The sequence below is a fragment of the Taklimakanibacter lacteus genome, assembly GCA_003576695.1.
GTDB classification, from domain to species: Bacteria; Pseudomonadota; Alphaproteobacteria; order Rhizobiales; family Aestuariivirgaceae; genus Taklimakanibacter; species Taklimakanibacter lacteus.
This window is the reverse complement of record QOZQ01000011.1, coordinates 24365-46298: the sequence shown is the minus strand read 5'-3', so window position 1 is coordinate 46298 and position 21934 is coordinate 24365. Positions and strand designations below refer to the sequence as shown.

The following is a 21934-nucleotide window of genomic DNA, read 5'->3' as shown; positions in this document are numbered from 1 at the left end:
CGATTGTCATCCACCAGCCCCTCAGCCGTCAATATGGCGCGACAAAGTTGCGTGCCTTGCGCCTTTTCCACGCGAGCGGAATGACGAGCAAGCCGCGCATCATCCCTTCCTCTCTGCGGCGACCCGTTGGCGATTCGCCGGCGGGCTTTCTTCTTGGCCTTTCGGGACCAGCCGATTTGTATGACGAACCGTTCGGCGGGACGTCAAAAGTCCTGCTCTTGACTTTTATATTTTATACAATGTACAACCAATCGTACCCTGAGGGGATATCAGGCATCCGAGCTAAGCCATGACCAGATCTACATTTTTCTGCATAGACGCACATACTTGCGGCAATCCCGTCAGGGTCGTGACCGGCGGCAGCATTCCCCTTCTCGCGGGCGACACCATGTTCGCCCGCCGCCAGCATTTCCTTGAGGACTTCGACTGGATTCGCACCGGCCTCATGTTCGAGCCGCGCGGCCATGACATGATGTCGGGCGCAATCCTTTATCCCCCGACACGTCCCGATTGCGATGTCGCCATTCTCTTCATCGAGACATCGGGCTGCCTGCCCATGTGCGGCCACGGCACGATCGGCACCGTCACCGCCATCATCGAGCAGGGCCTCGTCACGCCCAGGACCGACGGCATGCTCAGGCTCGACACGCCGGCCGGCGTCGTCGAGGCCTATTTTGAACGCAAGGGCGACCGCGTCGAGAGCGTGCGCATCGTCAATATCCCCTCTTTCCTGCTCGGCCGGGACTATGAAGTCGAGGTCGAGGGACTGGGCCAACTCACGGTCGATGTCGCCTATGGCGGCAATTTCTACGCCATTGTCGAGCCGCAGGAGAATTTCAGCGACCTCGCCGATGTGAGCCCGGGCGATCTCCTGCGCTGGTCGCCGCGTCTCAGAACCGCTTTCAACGAGCGCCACCAGATCGCCCATCCGGAAAACCCGGCACTCGACCGGCTGACCCATGTCCTGTGGACCGGCCGGCCGCAGACCGCTGGCGGAACGGCCCGCAATGCCGTCTTCTATGGCGACAAGGCCATCGACCGCTCACCTTGCGGCACCGGTACCTCGGCGCGCATGGCGCAGCTCTGGTCAACCGGCCGGCTCGCCGATGATGCCTGTTTCATCCACGAATCGATCATCGGCTCGACTTTTGCCGGCCGCATCGCAGGCCACGCCAAAGTCGCAGACTTGGATGCGATCATCCCCTCGATCGCCGGCTGGGCGCGCATCACCGGCATGAACACCATCTTCCTCGACGACCGCGATCCCTATGTGAAGGGGTTTCAAGTGAACTAACGCAATGGCGTCGAGAAGGAGCGCCGCTATCGAGAATGGTCCAACTGAGGCATATTCCCTGCGTGAGCTTTACTAACGGATCAGGCAGATGGCGGGCAGACACAGCAACGAATGGTGACGATCAGCTGCCCTGCTGCCGGCACTCGTTATTGTTAGTCCATATTTTTTCAACAAGCTGATTTACATCCAGTTTCCGGGTTACCCTGTCTTCGTCGCCACGGACTATGCCTGCCGGATATTTAGCCTCGTGCTTATCTATCTGCTGCTACGCAACGAACCGGCTTCGCTGCCCATACCTTGGCGTCTCTCCGTGCCGTCCGCAAAAGAACTTCTGACGGCCCTAGTTGGAACGATCATTTTGATCAGCGCTAACGTCGTCGGCGGGACATTTCTCCAATATCTGAACGCTCATAGCTGGCAAGTGACAAGCTTTCCTTCACCAACCAATTCAGCGCTCCATTATTTCGACAGTACGGTGGGCATGGTCTTTGTTGGACTGAGCGAAGAGATTGTTTTTCGCTTCTATCTCATCAATCTGCTGCTGTTGCGAGGTGTGTCGCCCGCGATGACAGTCATTGGATCGACTTTGATTTTCGCGGGTGTTCATTGGTCATATGGTGCCGGGGCCGCGGTGTTTGCCATGCTTGCCGGCTTGGTACTTTCGACAATTTATTTGTCTGCGCGCAACCTGATCGTGCCCATCATCGCGCACGCTGTATTTGACGCGTTCTATTTTGCCGGAGGCATTGCATTCCTTTGGCTCATCTACAACAGTACCTAGGATTGGCCTGAGCCGTGCCTTGATATAGCAATCCACAAATCCTAAGATTCAGATTGTCGGTGACCATACGGCAATCCCGGTCAGAAACGGAGCGAGATATGGCGAGCCGAAAGGCCGTTGTGAAATGGTTGCTCGAGTCGGATCCCTCGATCCGATGGCAAGCTATGCGCGACCTTACCGATGAGCCTGATGCGGTCGTCGCCGCGGAGCGTTCGCGCGTTGTCGGGGAAGGCTGGGGCGCCCAACTCCTCAAGCTCCAGTCGCCGCGTGGCCAATGGGGACCCGATGACGATAATGGCTGGATGACGACGGTCGACGCCCTGGCCTTGCTGAAAAATCTGGGTGTGGAACCGACGAGCAAGGAAGCACGTCAGGCAGTCGATCTCGTGCAAGAGCGCATCACCTGGTGGCAGCTTGACGGCCGTCCCTTCTTCGACGGCGAAACCGAAGCCTGCATCAATGGCAGGATTCTCTCGGCAGGCGCCTATTTCGGAGCACCCTGCGACCGTCTGGCCAACCGGCTGCTCTCTGAGCAGCTCGCGGATGGTGGCTGGAACTGTGAGGCGCCGCAGAGCAAGCGCGCCTCATTTCATTCAACGATCTGCGTCCTCGAAGGACTTCTCGAATATGAGAAGGCCAAAGGCGCCACGCCTGCGGTGACTAAGGCCCGTGCCCGGGCTCAGGACTATTTGCTCGACCGCCAAATGCTGAAGTCGCTCACATCCGGCGAGATCATCGATCGCAAATGGATGCGTTTCGCCTATTCGACCATGTACCATTACGACGTGCTGCGCGGCCTCGATTACCTGCGCAGCGCCGAAGTCAAACCCGACAAGCGGGCCGCCGAAGCGATCGAGCTTGTGAAGAAGAGAAGCCACCAGAACGGGCGCTGGCCGCTCAATGTGCTGCTTCCGACCCGCCTGCCGTTCACCATGGAAAACGAAGTCGGGAGCGCCAGCCGCTGGAACACGCTGCGCGCGCTCCGCGTGCTGGACTGGGCCGAAGCTGGATCGTCAGGCTGAGCTGAGTTCCTTCACCAGTCCGATGAAGCGATCGACATCCTCGGGCGGCGTTGCATAGGAGAGCACGAAGCGCACGAAGATCTCGTCGTCCTTGACGCCGTCGGGGCCCAGCGTATCCGGCATCCAGTCATAATAATGGGCGCCCGCCGCCTGCAGTTTGTCATGCAGCGCCCTGGGGACCACGGCGAAGACCTCGTTCGCATCGGTCGGCAAGGGGATCCGGATGCGATTGGACGTCTTGAGGCCGTCCGCCAGGCGCTTGGCATAGCCGTTGGCGATGCGGGCATTGTCGAGCCACAGATCGCCTTCCAGATAGGCCAGCATCTGGGCGCCGAGATAGCGGCTCTTGGACACGAGCTGGCCGCCGCGCATGCGCCGGTAGACGAAATCCTCCGCCAGCGCCGTGTCGAAGAACACGACTGCTTCCAGCAGCATGCCGCCATTCTTGGTGCCGCCGAAGGACATCACATCGATGCCGGATTTCCAGGTGATCTCCGCCGGCGCCACGCCGAGGCTCGCCACCGCATTGGCGAAGCGCGCGCCATCGGTGTGGAATTTCATCTTGCGCGGCTTGAGGACGGCCGACAGCGCCTTGATCTCGGAGGGCGTGTAGACACGGCCAAGCTCGGTCGAATTGGTGATCGAAAGGGCGGAAGGCTTGGGATCATGCTCGGCGCGGATGAAGCCTTTCAGCGCCTTCTCGACGATGGCGGGCGTGATCTTTCCCTCGATGCCATGAAGTCCGATGATCTTGGCGCCGCCCGTAAACATTTCCGGGCTGTTGCATTCATCGACGAAGGCATGCGCTTCCGCATGGGTGAGGACCGCGCCATAGGAAGGAGACAGCGCCGAGAGGGCAAGGCCGTTCGCCGCCGTGCCCGTCGTCACCAGGAAAGCACGCACCTCCTTGCCGAAGACCGCCGACAGCTTCTCCTCGGCGCGCTTCGAATAATCGTCATAGCCATAGGAGGCGGAAGTGCCCTTATTGGCGGCCTCGATGGCGGCGAAGATCTTGGGATGGATGCCGAAGACATTGTCGGAGGCGAAATTCATGGTTGAGAACCCCTGCTGAGGGGCTGATGCCTAGCCAAGCGCTCGGGCGCTGCCAACCCCCTCCGGCGCATATCTGTCCCGGTTGCGCAATTTTGTTTCGAAGTTGACTCCGGGGCCAATCTTTACTTGCGCCCCTTTCCTCGGTCTGACATAAATAAAAAGGACAGCTATGCTGTCCTTTTGCAGTGCAACAAGTTCAGGGAACCCGGATGATCCGGACCGATGCCAATGTGGCTCTGAACACGACGGCCGACAAAGCCGCCGATTGCCTGTCTATGTCCCGAGCTGAAACGACGAAAACGAAAAAAGATTGAAGCTCCGGGACGACCCTAAGGGGTGCCGGAGGTTCGATCCAGGATAATCGCGGGGAAGCCTCGCGACTGCTCCTCCAACTCGAAACGCCGACACCCCGAGCACATCCCGCCAAAGTTGAAGACTTTGGCGACAAGGATTTGCTCAAACAAAGATTACAAGCCCTTCGGCGGGTTCACGCCCCGCCTTGGAGGGTTATAAGACCGTCTAGGAAACGTGAGAGGCTTGAGGCCATGAGACACGCGACCCATCTTCTGCCCGAGGGCTTGCCCGAAGCGCACGGCCTTTACGATCCGCGCAACGAGCATGATGCCTGCGGCATCGGCCTCATCGCCAATATCCATAATCTCGCGAGCCACAAGATCATTTCCGATGGCTTGAGCATCCTGCGCAATCTCGAGCATCGCGGCGCCGTCGGCGCCGACCCCAAGGCGGGCGACGGCGCCGGTATCCTCCTGCAGATCCCGCATGAGTTCTTCCTCGCGGAAGGCAAGCGCCTGGGCTTCGCTCTGCCTGCGCCGCAGCATTATGCCGTGGGCCACCTCTTCCTGCCGCGCGAGCCCGTCTACCGCCAGGACATCGAGCGCATCTGGTGGGAAACCGCGCGCGAGGAAGGCCTCAAGGTTCTGGGCTGGCGCGACGTGCCGGTCGATGAGACCGTGCTCGGCCACAGTGTCAGGCCGACCGAGCCCTTCCATCGCCAGATCTTCATCGGCCGCGGTCCCACCATTCGCGATGAGGCGCATTTCGAGCGCAAGCTCTTCGTCTGCCGCAAGGTGGTGTCGAACCGCGTCCTCGAAGTCTTAGGGTCAAAGGGCCGCAGCTATTACCCGGTCTCGGTGTCGAGCCGCACCATCGTCTATAAGGGCCTCGTCCTCGGCAAGGACCTCGGCCTCTATTACAAGGACCTGGCGGATGAGCGCGTGACCTCGGCGCTCGCCATGGTGCATCAGCGCTTCTCCACCAACACTTTCCCGTCCTGGCCGCTTTCCCATCCCTATCGCTTCATCTGCCACAATGGCGAGATCAACACCTTGCGCGGCAACTACAACTGGATGGCGGCGCGCCAGGCCAATATGAAGTCCGACATACTGGGCCGCGACCTCGAGAAGCTGTGGCCGATCTCCTATGAGGGCCAGTCCGACTCGGCCTGCTTCGACAACGCGCTCGAGCTTCTCTTCATGGGCGGCTATTCGCTGCCCCATGCGATGATGATGCTCATCCCGGAAGCCTGGGCCGGCAACCCGCTGATGGATGAGGACCGCCGCGCTTTCTATGAATATCACGCCGCCTTGATGGAGCCGTGGGACGGACCTGCTGCCATGGTCTTCACCGACGGCCGCCTCATCGGCGCCACCCTCGACCGCAACGGCCTGCGCCCTTCGCGCTACATGGTGTCGGATGACGGCTTCGTGCTGCTCGCCTCCGAGATGGGCTGCCTGCAATTCGCCGAAGAGAAGGTCATCCAGAAGTGGCGCCTGCAGCCGGGCAAGATGCTGCTCATCGATCTCGAGCAGAAGCGCATCATTTCCGACGATGAGCTGAAGAAGACGCTCTCGACCCAGCATCCCTACAAGGACTGGCTGAAGCGCACCCAGCTCGTCCTGCGCGAAATGCCGGCGGCGAAGACCAAGCGCCCCAAGATCGCGGTGCCGTTGCTCGACCGCCAGCAGGCTTTCGGCTACAGCCAGGAGGATGTGAAGCTCCTGATGGCGCCGATGGCGCAGACCGGCCAGGAAGCGGTCGGCTCGATGGGCAATGACACGCCGATCTCGGCTTTGTCCGACAAGCCCAAGCAGCTCGACACCTATTTCAAGCAGAACTTCGCGCAGGTGACCAACCCGCCGATCGACCCGATCCGCGAGGAGCTGGTCATGTCGCTCGTCTCCTTCATCGGGCCCAGGCCCAATTTGCTCGACCTCAAGGGCACCTCGAAGCAGATGCGCCTCGAAGTGCCGCAGCCGATCCTCACCAATGAGGAGCTCGAGCGCATCCGCACCATCAATGTGGTGAAGGACAATCCCTTCCGCACCGTGACCATCGACATCACCTATGATGTCGCCAATGGCCCCGAATACATGGAAGCAGCACTCGAGGCGATCTGTGCGGGCGCCGAGCGCGCGGTGCGCGACGGCTACAACATCATCATCCTCTCCGACCGCGCGGTCTCGGCCGAGCGCGTGCCGATCCCGTCTCTGCTCGCCACCTCCGCCACCCATCACCATCTGATCCGCCGCGGCCTTCGCACCTCGGTCGGCCTCGTGGTCGAATCGGGCGAGCCGCGCGAAGTGCATCAATATTGCACGCTGGCCGGCTATGGCGCCGAAGCCATCAACCCCTATCTCGCTTTCGAGACGCTGGAAGACATGATCGCCTCGCTCGATGAGAAGATCACGGCCGAGGAAGCGGCCAAGCGCTACATCAAGGCGGTCGACAAGGGCATATTGAAGGTGATGTCCAAGATGGGCATCTCGACCTACCAGTCCTATTGCGGCGCTCAGATCTTCGACGCCATCGGCCTGTCGAGCGAATTCATCGCCCGTTACTTCACCGGCACGGCGAGCCAGATCGAAGGCGTGGGTCTCGATGAGATCGCCGCCGAAGCCTTCGCCCGCCATGCGGCCGCCTTCGGCGAAAGCCCGGTCCTGTCGTCCGCTCTCGAAGTCGGCGGCGATTACCTCTACCGCATCCGCGGCGAGCAGCATGTGTGGACGCCGGAATCGGTGGCGAAGCTGCAGCATGCCGTGCGCGGCAAGTCGCACGAGACCTATCGCGATTTCGCCCGGCTGGTGAACAACCAGAATGAGCATTTCATGACGCCGCGCGGCCTCTTCCGCATCAGGTCGGCGGAAGAGATCGGCCGGAAGCCCATACCGGTCGAGGATGTCGAGCCCGCGCGGGATATTGTGAAGCGCTTCTCGACCGGCGCCATGTCCTATGGCTCGCTCAGCCGCGAAGCCCACACCACGCTCGCCATTGCGATGAACCGCATCGGCGGGCGCTCCAACACCGGCGAGGGCGGCGAGGAGCCTGACCGCTTCAAGCCCTTGCCCAATGGCGATTCCATGCGCTCGGCGATCAAGCAGGTCGCCTCCGGCCGTTTCGGCGTCACCACCGAATATCTGGTCAATGCCGACCAGATCCAGATCAAGATGGCGCAAGGGGCGAAGCCCGGCGAAGGCGGGCAATTGCCCGGCCACAAGGTCGACGCCACCATTGCGCGCGTGCGCTATTCGACGCCGGGCGTCGGCCTCATCTCGCCGCCGCCGCATCACGACATCTATTCGATCGAGGATCTGGCCCAGCTCATTTTCGACCTGCGCAACACCAATCCTTCCGCCTCGATCTCGGTCAAGCTCGTCTCGGAAGTGGGTGTCGGCACGGTTGCCGCCGGCGTCGCCAAGGCGCGCGCCGATCACGTCACCATTTCAGGCTTCGAGGGCGGCACCGGCGCTTCGCCCCTGACCTCGATCAAGCATGCCGGCAGCCCCTGGGAGATCGGTCTCGCCGAAACCCAGCAGACGCTGGTCACCAACCGCTTGCGCGGCCGCATCATCGTCCAGGCCGATGGCGGCATCCGCACCGGCCGCGACGTCCTCGTCGCCGCTTTGCTCGGCGCCGATGAAATGGGCTTCTCGACCGCGCCCTTGATCGCCGCCGGCTGCATCATGATGCGCAAGTGCCATCTCAACACCTGCCCCGTGGGCGTTGCGACCCAGGATCCGGTGCTGCGCAAGCGCTTCAAGGGCGCGCCTGAGCATGTCATCAACTATTTCTTCTATGTGGCCGAGGAGCTGCGCGAGCTGATGGCCGGAATGGGCATCCGCCGCTTCGAAGAGCTCATCGGCATGAGCGAATATCTCGACAAGATCGCGGCCATCGACCACTGGAAGGCCAAGGGCCTCGATTTCACCCGCATCTTCGAGAAGCCGCAGACAATCGGCAAGGTCTCGATCCGCCGCGACGAGCCGCCGAAGCACGACCTCTCGGACTCGCTCGATGTCCGCTTGATCGAGCAGGCAGAGGCCGCTCTCGCTTCCGGCACGCCGGTCGAGATCGAAGCCAGGGTCACCAATGTCCATCGCACCATTGGCGCCATGCTGTCGGGCGAGGTCGCCCGGCGCCATGGCCATGTGGGCCTGCCCGAAGACACGATCCGCGTCGCGCTGACCGGCATTGCCGGCCAGAGCTTCGGCGCCTTCCTCGCCCATGGCGTCACCCTCGAGCTCACCGGTGAAGCCAATGACTATGTCGGCAAGGGGATTTCCGGCGGCAAGCTTATCGTCAGGCCGCATGAGAATGTGGGCTTCGTGCCCGAGAAGTCGATCATCGCCGGCAACACCGTGCTCTATGGCGCCATCGGCGGTGAATGCTATCTCCGCGGCGTCGCCGGCGAGCGCTTCGCCGTGCGCAATTCGGGCGCCATCGCCGTCGTCGAAGGCGTCGGCGATCATGGCTGCGAATACATGACCGGTGGCGTCGTGCTGGTCATCGGCGAGACCGGGCGCAACTTCGCCGCCGGCATGTCGGGCGGCGTCGCCTATGTGCTCGATGAAAAGGGCGACTTCGCCCAGCGTTGCAACCTGGCCATGGTCGATCTGGCGCCGGTGCCGGCGGAGGAAGTCGCGATCGAGCGCCTGCATCACCATGGCGGCGACCTCGAGCATCACGGCCTTGTCGATGTGACCGCCCATATGGACCGCCATGATGCCGAGCGCATCTGGCACCTGCTTGGGCGTCACTTGAAGTACACGGGCTCGGGCCGCGCGCGCGAGATCATCGATCACTGGGGCGACTATCTGCCCAAATTCGTCAAGGTGATGCCGGTCGAATATGCCCGCGCTTTGCGCGAGCTCGAAAAGGCGCAAGCGGGCAGCGACGGCATGACCATCGGCATGAAGCGGAGAGCCTAGGGCGTTCGATCATGGAAAGCTGTCGCATGAAAATCCGTCATCCCGGCGAAAGCCGGGATCCATTAAATCGTATCAGCGCGGGCGGGATTTCTCCCGTTGCATCTGTTCAGGGGATCCCGGCTTTCGCCGGGATGACGATAGTGGGAGAGCGCGCAACCCATTCCGGCAGCAGGTGCTAGATGAAAATCTATGGCGACAGAGGCTCCGGCAATTGCCAGAAGGTCAGCATCACCGCCGACTTTCTCAAGATCCCCTATGAGTGGGTCGATATCGACATCATGAAGAACGAGAGCCGGACCGAGGCGTTCCTGAAGAAGAGTCCGATGGGCCAGGTTCCGGTGATCGAGCTCGATGACGGCCGCTGCCTGGCGCAGTCCAACGCGATCATTCGCTATCTGGCGGCGGGCAGCGCCCTGCTCCCGGTCGATCCTTTCGCCCAGGCGAAGATCGATGAGCTTCTGTTCTGGGAGCAATACAGCCACGAGCCCTATGTGGCGACGAGTCGCTACCACATGGTCTATCTTGGCCGCACGAAGGAACAGCGTGAGCCGATGCGGGTCGAGCGTGCCGAGAAAGCGCTCGATCTGATGGAGCAGCTCATCAAGGGCAAGACCTGGTATGTGGGAGACGCCGTGTCGGTCGCCGACATTGCTCTTGTCGCTTACACACGGCTTGCCCATGAAGGCGGCTTCGACCTGGCGGCAAGGCCCGAGGTCAAGGCATGGATTGCGCGCGCGGAGAAGGCCCTGGGCCTCTCGCCCGTGAACAGGCATTAGGAGCAGACGATGGGGAAGATCACCGGCTTTCTGGAAATCGACCGGCAGGAGCAGAAATATGCGCCGGCCTCCGATCGCGTGCGCCATTTCCGCGAATTCACCATTCCGCTCGATGAGCGCGACACCGAAAAGCAGGCGGCGCGCTGCATGGATTGCGGCATTCCCTATTGTCACACCGGCTGCCCGGTGAACAACCAGATCCCCGACTGGAACGACCTCGTCTATCAGGGCAACTGGCGCGATGCCGCGATCAACCTGCATTCCACCAACAACTTCCCGGAATTCACCGGCCGCATCTGCCCCGCGCCTTGCGAGGAGGCCTGCACGCTCAATCTCGAGAATGTGCCGGTCACCATCAAGACGATCGAGCAGGCGATCGCCGACAGGGCCTGGACCGAAGGCTGGATCAAGCCGCAAGTGCCGGAGGAGAAGACCGGCAAGACGGTGGCGGTCGTGGGCTCGGGCTCGGCCGGTCTCGCCGCCGCCCAGCAGCTGGCGCGCGTCGGTCATGAGGTCCATGTCTTCGAGCGCCATGCCAAGGCGGGCGGGCTGCTGCGCTACGGCATCCCCGACTTCAAGATGGAGAAGCATCCGATCGACCGCCGCGTCGAGCAGATGGAGGCCGAAGGCGTCACTTTCCACTACAATGTCGATATCGGCGTCACCCGTCCCTTCCGCTCGCTCGTCGATGCCTATGATGCGGTGCTGCTGGCGGGCGGCGCGGAGCGGCCGCGCGATCCGGGCCTGCCCGGCATGGACCTCGAGGGCGCGCATTATGCGATGCCCTTCCTGATCCAGAGCAACCGCCGCGTCGGCGGTGAGGATATTTCAGGCGAGGCGCCGCTCGTCGCCACCGGCAAGCATGTCGTCGTCATCGGCGGCGGCGACACCGCCTCCGACTGTGTCGGCACCTCCTTCCGCCAGGGGGCACTCTCGGTGACGCAGCTCGACATCCGCCCGGTGCCGCCCGAGCAGGAAGACAAGATGCTGGTATGGCCCTATTGGCCGACCAAGTTCCGCACCTCTTCATCACAGGCCGAAGGAGCCGCGCGCGAGTTCTCCTGCGCGACGCTCGGCATCGTGGGCGAAAAGGGCAAGGTCACCGGTGTCAAATGCGCCCGCGTCAACCAGAAGCGCGAGCCGCTGCCCGGAACCGAATTCATCATCAAGGCCGATCTCGTCCTGATCGCCATCGGCTTTGCGGGTCCGGAGGAAAAGGGTCTCCTCGAAGAGACCGCTTTCGAGCGCGACAAGCGCAGCAACGTGAAGGCCAATACCGACGACTACAAGACATCGGTGCCCAAGGTCTTCGCCGCGGGCGATATCCGCAAAGGCCAGTCGCTCGTCGTCTGGGCCATCCGCGAAGGCCGCCAGGCGGCGCGCGCCATCGATGAATTTCTGATGGGTGAGACGGAATTGCCCAGATAAGGTTTCTTCGGGCCAACAACGACATCCGTCACCCCGGCGCAAGCCGGGCCCATTGAATTCCCGCCGCGCGGGCGGCAACGCCCGCCTTTCGCTCATTCAGGGGATCCCGGCTTTCGCCGCTATTGGATTCACATATCGTAGAAGGGATTGCGACCTTGCCCTCGCCCCGCTTCAGCGGGGGCGAGGGTGAAAAGCTCGCTCGCGAATTGTGTGCATATGATAGCGGCTTTCGCCGGATGACGGACTATGGCTGCGCCGGCGTGAAATCGTCGAACCGGCCGGGCCGCGCGGTGATCGCTTCGCCGCGGCTGAACAGGCGCGAGGCGTCGGTGCCGGGCTGCGTCGTCTTGGCGAGCTGCGCCATGGCGGGGTCGGCAGGCGCCGGCAGCGCCCCCGCATAGTCCGACTTCGCCTGCGAGACCTCCGCGGGGCCCAAATCGTCCGGCAGGGCCACCGGCGGCGGCAAGGTGGCCGCAGGCTGACCGAAGCCGGGCAAGGGCTGGTTCTCCGTCGGCTCGGGCGTCGCCACATCTGGCGCCGCCGCAACCGCGATCTCGATGTCCTTGTTGATGGCCGCGACCACGAGGCTGCCCAGTTTGTTGTTGCCTTCCCTCAGGAAATGCACGCCGTCCTTCGACCGCAGCTTGACGAACTCGCCCGTCTCGTCGAAGCCGCTTTCGGCGTATCTGCCATTGTCGAGCAAGGCATCGCGCGTTGAAACGAAGCGGATGCCGGCGGCCTTGGCGCGTTCGGCATGAATGGCCGCGATGACCTTCATCGAGTCATCGTATTTCGCCGCTTGCATGGGAGGCATTTCAATCCAGTAGACCGCGGCTCCCGCAGCCTTGAGGCTGGCCATGAGCTTGTCGACCTGCGCGACATAGGCGGTGTGCCACTCCTTCGTGTCGAAGGCATAGCGGATCTGGCCGTTGCGGATCGGCTGCGCGTCATTCGAGCCGATCATCACGATGGCGATGTCGATCTTGTTGCTCGCCAGGATCTTCGGCAGGGCGCCGTTCCAGTCGTAATATTCGGGCCGCGACAGGCCTGAATCCTCCTTGTAGCGGCCATTGAGCGATATCCGCATGTCGCCGTCGATCATGCGCGAGACGCCGGACCACAGGCCGGCGGCCAGCGAGTCGCCGATCACGAAGACCTGGTAGACGTCCTTGGCCGTGAAATAGGGTGTTTCCTGCTGCCTGTCCTGCTTTGTCTCCTGCGCCAGCGCCGGAACGGCAAGTGCCGCGAGCGTCGTCAGGAGAATGAGGAAATGCCTGATCATGGCCCCATCCTAGCTTCCCCGGCGCAGGCGCTCAAGCAGGGCTGCCGTCGGCGTCCCGTCGAGCCTGAGGCCGGCCTTGGTCTGGAAACCCAGGATGGCCTCATAGGTGCGGGCGCCGAAGCGTCCATCGGCGCCGCCCGTATCGAAGCCGCGCTTGATGAGGAGCTTCTGCATCTCGATGCGCTGCGCCGCCGAAAGGTCGTAATCGACATCGGGCCAGGTGGACACGAAGGGCTGCCCGCCCCTGATGCGGTCCGCCAGATGGCCGACCGCGAGCGCATAGGAATGCGACTGGTTGTAGTCCATGATCGCCATGAAATTGCGCGTGACCAGGAAGGCCGGGCCATCGACGCCCTGCGGCACCATGATGAAGGCATCGGCTTTGGGCGCGCCGAACTTGCCGCCGCGCGCCGGCACGATGCCGAGCTTCACCCAGTCGGCCACCGGGCGCCAGTTGGAGCGGCCGATCAGGCTGCGGTTGAACTTCGCCGGGAGCTTGATCTCCCAGCCCCACGGGCGGTCGTTCTTCCATCCCGACTTGGCCAGATAGTTGGCCGTCGAGGCGAGCGCGTCCTCTTTCGAATTCCAGATGTCCTTCCTGCCGTCGCCGGTCCAGTCCACGGCAAAATTGAGATAGGATGTCGGGATGAATTGCGTATGCCCCATGGCGCCGGCCCAGGAGCCGGTGAAACTCTTCACTGGCACGATGCCGGTCTTCAGTATCTTGAGCGCGGCGACATATTGCTCGCGCGCGTAATCCTTCTTGTTGCCGGAATAGAGCAAGGTGGCGAGCGAGCGCATGACCCTCATCTGACCCTTGTCGCGGCCGAAATTGCTTTCCATGCCCCAGATGGCCAGGAGAATATTGCGGTCGACCTTGTAGCGCTTCTCGATTGCCGCAAGCAGCTCCTGCTCCGATGCCTTCATGCTCTGCCCGGTCTCGATGCGGACGGGCGTCACGGCCTTCGACACATATTTCGATGTCGTCGAGGTGACTTCCGGCTGGTTGTTGGCGAGCTTCAGCACGTCGGGATCGGGATCCGTCACGCCGGCAAAGGCGCGATCGAACAATTCGCGCGAAATGCCGGCCTGCTTCGCCCTGGGCCACATGTCCCGGATGAAGCTCTCGAATTCGGCATCGGCAAAGGCTTGCGACGCCGTCAGTCCACATAAGGCTGCGGCCAGGAAAGCCGCGGCTGGAAGCTTGGATTTCGCCATCATCGTCCTCGAGGCATCGGGATGAGCCGATTCGCTCCGCTCAACCGTCATATCAGACGCGCAGGAAACCCGCCAAATGCGGCTCCTTTCAGGCGGCTCTTCCGTTTTCTCCTCCCACGCTACGCGCGGGCGAAGGGAAATGATGGGGAACTACCCGTCGAGCTCTACTTTCCTTTCACGCGCCTCTCCAACTTTCCCCTCTCCCGTTGCGCAGCAATGGGAGAGGGTGCCCGGAGGGCGGGTGAGGGCTCTTTGCTTCAGCAAGGAACACTCATGGGGATTTGGACAGACCGCACGAAAGAGCCCTCATCCGGCCTATCGGCCACCTTCTCCCGTGCTTCGCACGGGAGAAGGGAAATGATGGAGAGTTTCGATACGCGGTAGCCCTCTTTTCAGGCGGCCTCGTTGCGCTGGCGCAGATAATCCTCCCAGGCGAGCGCGCTCTGGACGATCCCGTCGATATCCTGATGTTTCGGCGTCCAGCCCATTTCCTGCTTGATCTTGTCGGAGGCCGCGACGATCGAAGCCGGATCGCCCGGCCGGCGCGGCGCCATCCGCTTGTTGACCGGCTTGCCGGCCGCCTTCTCCACCGCCTTGATGATGTCGAGGACGCTGTAGCCCTGGCCATAGCCGCAATTATAGGCGCCGCTCGCCCCGCCGTGGCGCAGATGCTTCAGCGCGTCGAGATGCGCCTGGGCGAGATCGCTGACATGGATGTAGTCGCGCAGGCACGTGCCGTCCGGCGTGTCATAGTCCGAGCCGAACACATCCATCTGCTCGCGCTCGCCGAGCACCGTCTGGCAGGCGACCTTGATGAGATGGGTCGCCTTGGGCGTCGATTGTCCGGTGCGGCCCTTGGGGTCGGCGCCCGCCACGTTGAAATAGCGCAGGGCCACATATTGCAGTCCATAGGCGGCATGGCTGTCGCGCAGCATCCATTCGCTCATCAGCTTGGACGAGCCATAGGGCGAGATCGGCTTGAGCGGCTCGTCTTCCTTGACCGGCACGCTTTCGGGATTGCCATAGACCGCGGCGGTCGATGAGAACACGAAGCGCGGCACTTGCGCCTTCACCGCCGCTGCGATCAGGCTGCGCGTCTTCACCGTATTGTTGAGATAATAGGCGAGAGGATCGGCGACCGATTCCGGAACCACGATGGAGCCCGCGAAATGGATGATCGCATCGAACTTGTGCTCCGTGGCGAGCTTGCCGATCAGCGCTTCATCGCCGATATCGCCCTCGATGAGCCTTGCCTGCGGTGCGATCGCCCACCAGAAGCCGGTCGACAGATTGTCGAGGACGACCACTTCCTCGCCTTGATCGGCGAGCGCGTAAACCATATGGCTGCCTATATATCCGGCACCTCCGGTCACCAATACAGCCATGCGTGTTCTCCTTTGGCGCTTTCGTCAGAAACCTTGGCTTTCTTCACGATTTGACCCAAATTGCCACAACAATGCGTGACGACATCGGGACCGGCAGAAACAGACTTAATGAGGAGTAATCATAAATGCAGCGCCGCATCAAGAAAGCAGTTTTCCCGGTGGCCGGTCTCGGCACGCGCTTTTTGCCGGCGACGAAGGCTGTCCCTAAGGAAATGCTGACCATCGTCGATCGCCCGGTCATCCAGATCGTCGTCGACGAGGCGCGCGAAGCCGGCATCGAGCATTTCGTCTTCGTCACCGGGCGCAACAAGAGCGTCATCGAGGATCATTTCGACAAGCAGTATGAGCTCGAGGCGACGCTCCGTCAGCGCAACAAGACGGCCGAGCTCGACCTGCTCGCCAAATCTCTCCCCCGCGCCGGCGAGACGAGCTTCACCCGCCAGCAGGAGCCCCTGGGGCTCGGTCACGCGGTGTGGTGCGCGCGCGAGATCATCGGCAACGAGCCCTTCGCCTTGCTGCTTCCCGACATGCTCATCCATGCCAAGCCCGGCTGCATGCGCCAGATGATGGATGTGTATGAGGCCCAGGGCGGCGGCAATGTGATCGCGGTCGAGGAAGTGCCGTGGGAGAATGTGCATCGCTATGGCGTCGTCAAGCCCGGCACCTGGTCGGGCCGCTCCTTCTCGATCGAGGCGATGGTCGAGAAGCCGAAGCGCGAGGCCGCCCCCTCCAATCTCATCATTTCCGGGCGCTACATCCTGCAGCCCGAGATCTTCGCCGAGATCGAGAAGCAGGAGCCGGGTGCCGGCGGCGAGATCCAGATCACCGATGCGATGATCCGCCTGCAGGCCAGGCAGAAATTCTCCGGCCTGAAATTCACCGGCAAGACCTACGATTGCGGCGACAAGGTCGGCTTCCTTACCGCCAATGTGGCCTATGGCCTCGAGCGCAGCGATCTCTCCGCCAACTTCAAGCGCGAGCTCAAGGGCATCATCGATGAGGCAGGCGGGTTGGGCTAGAACCCGTCAGCTCTCTCCGGTTTTCCCCCTCGCCCGTTGCGAAGCAATGGGAGAGGGTGGCCGAAGGTCGGGTGAGGGCTCTTTGACTGCAAAATGAAAAATGCTCCTGAAAGCTTCGCACACGTGAGTAAAGAGCCCTCATCCGCCCTTTTGGGCACCTTCTCCCATCCTTCGGACGGGAGAAGGGAAATTAGATGGAGTGGCTTCTATCCCCTAAGCTCTATCCCCGCGGTCAGCCGGTTCTCGTAATCGTCTGACTCGGGCAGGCTCGAGTCGTTGTAGATGAAGTCGTAATCGAGCGTCCAGGCGATCCAGCGGTTGAGCCGCCACAGCACGCCGGCATTGCTGCGCACGGTCAGCTCGGTCTCATCGCTGCCCTGGTAGTCCTCATAGTCGACGCCGGCGCTGCCGCTCAGCGTGATATGGTCGCGCAGGTCATGGGCAATGCCGATGCGCGCGCCATAGACGCGCGAGCCGCTTGAATCCGCCGATGATGTTTCGTTGAGATCGGTGCTGAGCGAGAGATCGACCGTAGTCAGCTCGCTCGGCCGCCACGCGACGCGGCCGGTGAGGCCGAATATGTCGATCGATGAGAGCGCCGGATCGGCGTAGTCGCGCAGCATGTAGTCGACGCCGAGCTCGCCCGACCACAGAGGCGAAGGCTCGAAGGCGACACCGGCTTCGATCCGGTAGCCGTCCGAATTGCGGTTGAGCCCGTTGCGGTCCCGATCCTCGAAATGGATGCGCGGCGCATAGCCGACCTCGACATAGGGCTTGAGCGCCGGTGAGGCCTCATAGCTCACGCGCACGGCCGCTTGCGGCTCGACATATTCGCGGTCGCCGTTGGTCTCCTTGCCGCCGCCGGCAAGATCGACATCGCCAAAGTAGCGCCACACCGAGCCGGCCCTGAGCGTGGCCGCGAACCGGCCGGCGCGACGCGTCAAAGCGACATTCTGGCTGAAGGACTGGTCGGTGCGGTTGCCGATCGCCGTATCCGGCACTTCGCTGTCGGATCCGTTTTCCTGCGTCAGCACATAGCCCACATCGAGAGCCAGCGTCGTCGAGCGCAGCACGTCGAGCCTCAGCCGGGCGCGGATATCGGCGGCCTTGGAGTCATTCTCGGTCTGATCGTCGTAGAAGACGAAATCGCCCGAGCCGTCGACGGTCAGCTCATGCCTGACCCAGTCGCTGGCGATCCTGAGCGACGGCCGGAGCCTGGCGCCGATATCGCCCTTGCGGTCCGTCGATGCGGAGGCGGGATTGTCGGAGACGATGATGCCGGCCCTCAGGACCGGGAAGACCGTGAGTCCTCCGACATCGAGCCCGAGCGCCGCATAGGGATCATCCTCGCGGCGGCGCCGGCGCGGCGGTGGTGGCGGCGGCTCGACCGCAAGGCCTGCTTCGAGCGTGGTCGGCCTGGCGGCAATGGGCGGCGGCACGGCTTCCTCATCCGCCTGGTCGCCATCGGCCAGCGGATCCGGCGTATCGATGCTGGCCCGGAGGCCCGAGACCTGGGTCTCCTGCCCTTGCGCCTGCGCCACACCGGTCAGGATGAACGCCGCCGCGATCCCGCAAAATATGAAACGCTGGCGGACCATTCACAAACCTCATTCCTCCCGGTGAACCTAACGAAAACATGGTTAATGGGCGGTTGACGGGGGCCTGATCGGGCCTGATATGGTCTTAAGTTTACTGGCAGAATGAGTTAGCGCGCATCCCGGCGAGGTGGAATCACCTCGCCGAAAAGGATTCGCGCCACGTCAATATGTTGGAGCAAATCCTTATCGCCAAAGTCTTCAACTTTGGCGGGATTTGCTCTAAGTGAGCCCATGGCAAGAGTGATCGAAGTTGACCCTGAGGGATTGCGCGGCTGGATCGCCTCGGCCCGGCGCACGCTCAGTATCGAGAGCGAGGCCATGGCCAAGCTCATCGCCGCGCTGGACGGCTCTCTCGGCCGCGCCTTCGCCGAAGCGGTCCGTCTGATCAAGAACGGCGCCGGACGCGTCGTCGTCACCGGCATGGGCAAGAGCGGCCATATCGGCCGCAAGATCGCGGCGACGCTCGCCTCCACCGGCACGCCGGCTTTCTTCGTGCATCCGGCCGAAGCCAGCCATGGCGATCTCGGCATGATCGGCCGCGACGACGTGATCATCATGATCTCGAATTCCGGCGAGACCGCCGAGCTGCACGCCATTCTCGACTACGCCAAGCGCTTCGATGTGAAGATCATTGGCCTGACCAGCCGCGACCAGAGCACGCTCGCCAGTCATTCCGATGTGCTGCTGTGCCTGCCCGATGCCCGCGAGGCCTGTCCGATCGGCATGGCGCCCACGACCTCGACCCTGCTGCAGCTCGCCATGGGCGACGCGCTGGCGCTGGCGCTGCTCGAGGATCGCGGCTTCAACGCGACGCAGTTCAAGACCTTCCATCCGGGCGGTCTGCTCGGCGCCGCCCTCACCCATGTGCGCGATTGCATGCACAAGCCACCCAGGCTGCCGATCGTGGCGCCGGCGACGCCGATGGCGGAAGCTCTCGTCATCATGACCCAGAAGAGCTTCGGCTGCCTTGGCGTCGTCGATGACGGCGGCAGGCTGATCGGCATCCTGACCGACGGCGATTTGCGCCGTCACATGTCACGCGATCTCATCGATCACGCGATAGAGGATGTGATGACCCGCAAGCCGCATACCGTGGCGCCGGATACGCTGGCCTCGGAAGCCCTCGAGCATCTGAACTCGACGAAGATCACGAGCCTGTTTGTCGTCGATGATGAAGGCAAGCCGGTCGGCCTCGTCCACATCCACGACCTGCTGCGCCAGGGCGTCAGGTAGAGGCAGGCCTTTCAAAGGGCTCGACCACCAGACGCAGCCCTTCGACCGCCGTCACCTTCACCCATTCGCCCTTGCCGCGGTCGGCGCCTGACACCACCCACAGCGTGTCGTCGATGCGCACCTTGCCGCGGCCATTGACGATCGCGTCTTCCAGCACATAGGCGCGCCCGACATAGTCGAACATGCGCTGGTTGAGGTTGTTGGGGCTGCCTTGCGGCAACTGGAACCGCGGCCTGAGGAGCATCACGAAGACGACAGAGAGCACGGCGAATATCGCGATCTCGATCTGCCAGGAGAGATCGGCGAAGAGGTCGATCACGCCGATGACCGCCGCGGCGGCCGCCAGCCACATGAAGAACACGCCGGGCAAGGCGAGTTCGACGAGGAGCAACAACCCCGCGATCACCCACCAGGTCCAGCCCCCGAGAAATGGAAGGAACTGCTGCATGGCCCGTCAGGCCTTGGGCTGGTGAGGAACGGAGGGAACGCTGCTCTTCTTCTTCGGACCAGCGACCTGGTCCGAGCTTCCGCCGCCGAAGGTTTCGCGTGCGATCTCGGCAATGCCGGTGAGCGAGCCCATGAGCGACGTCGCTTCGAGCGGCAGCATGAGCACCTTCTGGTTGGGCGCGGCCGCCAGCGCCTCGAGCGCCTTCACATAGTTGTTGGCGACGAAATAGTTGATCGCCTGAATATTGCCGCTGGCGATGGCTTCGCTGACCATGAGGGTCGCCTTGGCTTCGGCCTCGGCGGCGCGCTCGCGGGCTTCCGCGTCGCGGAAGGCGGCTTCACGCCGGCCTTCGGCTTCGAGCACCACCGACTGCTTTTCGCCTTCGGCGCGCAGGATCTGCGACTGGCGCTGGCCTTCCGCTTCGAGCACGGTGGCGCGCTTGTCGCGCTCGGCCTTCATCTGCCGCGCCATGGCGTCGACGAGGTCGCGCGGCGGACTGATGTCCTTGATCTCGATGCGGTTCATCTTGATGCCCCACGGCGTGGCGGCCTGGTCGACGACGCCGAGAAGGCGGTGGTTGATCTCGTCGCGCTGCGACAGGAGGCTGTCGAGATCCATCGAGCCCATCACGGTGCGGATATTCGTCATCACCAGGTTGAGGATGGCATGTTCGAGATTCTGCACTTCATAGGCGGCCTTCGCCGCTTCGACCACCTGGAAGAAGGCAACGCCGTCAACCTTCACCATGGCGTTGTCGCGGGTGATGACTTCCTGGCTGGGGACGTCGAGCACCCGCTCCATCATGCTGAGCTTGTGGCCGACGCGATCGAAGAACGGGACGATGATGCCGAGGCCAGGCGGCAGTGTCCTGATATAGCGGCCGAAGCGCTCGACCGTGTAGTTGGATCCTTGCGGGACCATTCTGATCGACCGCAAAAGGCCGAACAAAACCACGGCCAGAAGAATGATGACTGCTATTCCAGCGCCTTCGAACATAAGCCGTCTCCACCTGGGACTAGGAAACTAGTCTAGCGCCCTCTCGGGCGATAACATAGGGGCATGTTGTTGAATCGCAAGTCCCTTCATAACCAGCCGGCCAATTCCTGGCGGATCAGACCGGTCAGCATCGTAATGGAACCGTCCGAATCGTTAAGACAGGGCACGGTCGAGAAATTTACCCCGCCCTTTTCAAGGAAAGTCTCCTTGAGGCCGATCGCCACCTCTTCCAGTGTCTCCACGCAATCGGCGGCGAATCCGGGCATGATCATGACCAGATTGCGCACCCCCTTGGCCGGAAGGTCCGCCACCATGTCCTGGGCATAGGGCTTGATCCATTCCGCCTTGCCGAAGCGCGACTGGAAGACCATCTGCAGCCGGTTCTCCGGCAGCCCGAGCGCCTCGCGCAGCAGGAGGGTCGTCTGCCGGCAGTGGCCGTAATAGGGATCGCCCGCTTCGACATAGCTTTCCGGCAATCCGTGATAGGAAGCGAAGATGAGCTCGGGCGCGAAGCTCAATGTCTTGAGATGATCCCTGACGCTCTGGGCCAGTGCCGCGATATGGCCGGGCTCGGCGAAATAGGGCGGCACGAAACGCAAGGCCGGCTGCCAGCGCAAGGCTTCCATGGTCTCGAACACCTTGTCGGCCACCGTCGCCGTCGTCGCGGCGCTATATTGCGGATAGAGCGGGAAGACCAGGATACGGTCGCAACCCCGCTCCTTGAGGGCCTTGAGACGCTCGCCCACGGGCGGCAGCCCGTAGCGCATCCCCCAGTCGACCAGGATCCGGCCGTCATCGCGGAACTGGGCGCCGATTCTCTCGGCCTGCGACCGGGTGATGGTCATGAGCGGCGACTCGTTCAACTCCCGGTTCCAGATCTTCTCATAGGCATGGCCACTGCGCTTCGGGCGCGTCGTCAGGATGATGCCGTTGAGGATGAGCCACCACAGGAGGCGGTTGGTTTCGACCACCCGCGGATCGGACAGGAACTCCTTCAGATAGCGCCGCATCGGCCAATAGGACGTCGCTTCCGGGGTGCCCAGATTGACGATCAGGACGCCGATCCGGCCGCTTCCCGGCGCAGTGACTTTCGCATTCAGCATGATGCCCTGAACTAGCGGATTGTTAACCAAAGCGGAAGAACCGCCGGCACCTTAACGCAACCCCAATTGCGCC

The 21934-nt window shown here is 62.5% G+C and carries 16 protein-coding genes; 8 read left to right on the top strand and 8 right to left on the bottom strand.

Features of this window, described 5'->3' with window-relative positions; genetic code table 11:
• Positions 1 to 289: 289 nt before the first annotated feature.
• From DT068_RS21430 to DT068_RS21420, 3 genes are all read left to right on the top strand, one after another.
• Positions 290 to 1294, top strand: coding sequence for a 4-hydroxyproline epimerase (locus DT068_RS21430; RefSeq protein ID WP_119391939.1), 1005 nt, complete (start codon positions 290 to 292; stop codon positions 1292 to 1294).
• Positions 1295 to 1541: 247 nt separating this feature from the next.
• The gene (locus tag DT068_RS21425; RefSeq protein ID WP_119391938.1) at positions 1542 to 2075 is read left to right on the top strand and encodes a CPBP family intramembrane glutamic endopeptidase; all 534 of its coding nucleotides are present in this window, start codon (positions 1542 to 1544) and stop codon (positions 2073 to 2075) included.
• Positions 2076 to 2239: 164 nt separating this feature from the next.
• The gene (locus DT068_RS21420; protein ID WP_368904942.1) at positions 2240 to 3097 is read left to right on the top strand and encodes a squalene cyclase; all 858 of its coding nucleotides are present in this window, start codon (positions 2240 to 2242) and stop codon (positions 3095 to 3097) included.
• On the opposite strand, the gene DT068_RS21415 is transcribed toward DT068_RS21420, so the two are convergent.
• Complete coding sequence (locus tag DT068_RS21415) at positions 3089 to 4150, bottom strand: threonine aldolase family protein (protein ID WP_119391936.1); 1062 nt, start codon at positions 4148 to 4150, stop codon at positions 3089 to 3091. The two genes, DT068_RS21420 and DT068_RS21415, sit on opposite strands and share 9 nt — an antisense overlap.
• Before the next feature lie 545 nt (positions 4151 to 4695).
• On the opposite strand from DT068_RS21415, the gene gltB reads away from it, so the two are divergent.
• The 3 genes from gltB to DT068_RS21400 all read left to right on the top strand — a co-directional run bounded on the left by gltB (position 4696) and on the right by DT068_RS21400 (position 11579).
• On the top strand, positions 4696 to 9375 hold the full coding sequence (gltB, locus tag DT068_RS21410; protein ID WP_119391935.1) for a glutamate synthase large subunit: 4680 nt from the start codon (positions 4696 to 4698) through the stop codon (positions 9373 to 9375).
• Positions 9376 to 9554: 179 nt separating this feature from the next.
• Positions 9555 to 10151 carry a glutathione S-transferase family protein gene (locus tag DT068_RS21405; protein WP_119391934.1) on the top strand — a complete coding sequence of 199 codons (597 nt, stop codon included), beginning with the start codon at positions 9555 to 9557 and terminating at the stop codon, positions 10149 to 10151.
• Between the two features lie 9 nt (positions 10152 to 10160).
• Complete coding sequence (locus DT068_RS21400) at positions 10161 to 11579, top strand: glutamate synthase subunit beta (protein ID WP_119391933.1); 1419 nt, start codon at positions 10161 to 10163, stop codon at positions 11577 to 11579.
• 244 nt (positions 11580 to 11823) lie between these two features.
• On the opposite strand, the gene DT068_RS21395 is transcribed toward DT068_RS21400, so the two are convergent.
• The 3 genes from DT068_RS21395 to galE form a co-directional block, all read right to left on the bottom strand.
• On the bottom strand, positions 11824 to 12861 hold the full coding sequence (locus tag DT068_RS21395) for an SGNH/GDSL hydrolase family protein (RefSeq protein WP_119391932.1): 1038 nt from the start codon (positions 12859 to 12861) through the stop codon (positions 11824 to 11826).
• Between the two features lie 9 nt (positions 12862 to 12870).
• On the bottom strand, positions 12871 to 14130 hold the full coding sequence (locus DT068_RS21390) for a lytic murein transglycosylase (protein ID WP_119391931.1): 1260 nt from the start codon (positions 14128 to 14130) through the stop codon (positions 12871 to 12873).
• Between the two features lie 341 nt (positions 14131 to 14471).
• Positions 14472 to 15464: a UDP-glucose 4-epimerase GalE gene (gene galE, locus DT068_RS21385; protein WP_119391930.1), complete on the bottom strand. Its 993-nt coding sequence runs from the start codon at positions 15462 to 15464 to the stop codon at positions 14472 to 14474.
• 125 nt (positions 15465 to 15589) lie between these two features.
• Between galE and galU the strand changes: the two genes are divergently transcribed.
• Positions 15590 to 16483, top strand: coding sequence for a UTP--glucose-1-phosphate uridylyltransferase GalU (gene galU / locus DT068_RS21380; protein ID WP_119391929.1), 894 nt, complete (start codon positions 15590 to 15592; stop codon positions 16481 to 16483).
• Between the two features lie 206 nt (positions 16484 to 16689).
• Here galU and DT068_RS21375 read toward each other — a convergent pair whose 3' ends face one another.
• On the bottom strand, positions 16690 to 18081 hold the full coding sequence (locus tag DT068_RS21375) for an outer membrane beta-barrel protein (protein ID WP_119391928.1): 1392 nt from the start codon (positions 18079 to 18081) through the stop codon (positions 16690 to 16692).
• A 231-nt stretch (positions 18082 to 18312) separates the two neighbouring features.
• Here DT068_RS21375 and DT068_RS21370 point away from each other — a divergent pair, with 231 nt between their 5' ends.
• On the top strand, positions 18313 to 19314 hold the full coding sequence (locus DT068_RS21370; RefSeq protein WP_119391927.1) for a KpsF/GutQ family sugar-phosphate isomerase: 1002 nt from the start codon (positions 18313 to 18315) through the stop codon (positions 19312 to 19314).
• Here the strand turns inward: DT068_RS21370 and DT068_RS21365 are convergent.
• The 3 genes from DT068_RS21365 to hemH form a co-directional block, all read right to left on the bottom strand.
• Positions 19307 to 19762: an NfeD family protein gene (locus tag DT068_RS21365; protein ID WP_119391926.1), complete on the bottom strand. Its 456-nt coding sequence runs from the start codon at positions 19760 to 19762 to the stop codon at positions 19307 to 19309. The two genes, DT068_RS21370 and DT068_RS21365, sit on opposite strands and share 8 nt — an antisense overlap.
• Before the next feature lie 6 nt (positions 19763 to 19768).
• Positions 19769 to 20758, bottom strand: coding sequence for an SPFH domain-containing protein (locus DT068_RS21360; RefSeq protein WP_119391925.1), 990 nt, complete (start codon positions 20756 to 20758; stop codon positions 19769 to 19771).
• 86 nt (positions 20759 to 20844) lie between these two features.
• Complete coding sequence (gene hemH / locus DT068_RS21355) at positions 20845 to 21861, bottom strand: ferrochelatase (protein WP_119391924.1); 1017 nt, start codon at positions 21859 to 21861, stop codon at positions 20845 to 20847.
• Between the last annotated feature and the right edge of the window lie 73 nt (positions 21862 to 21934).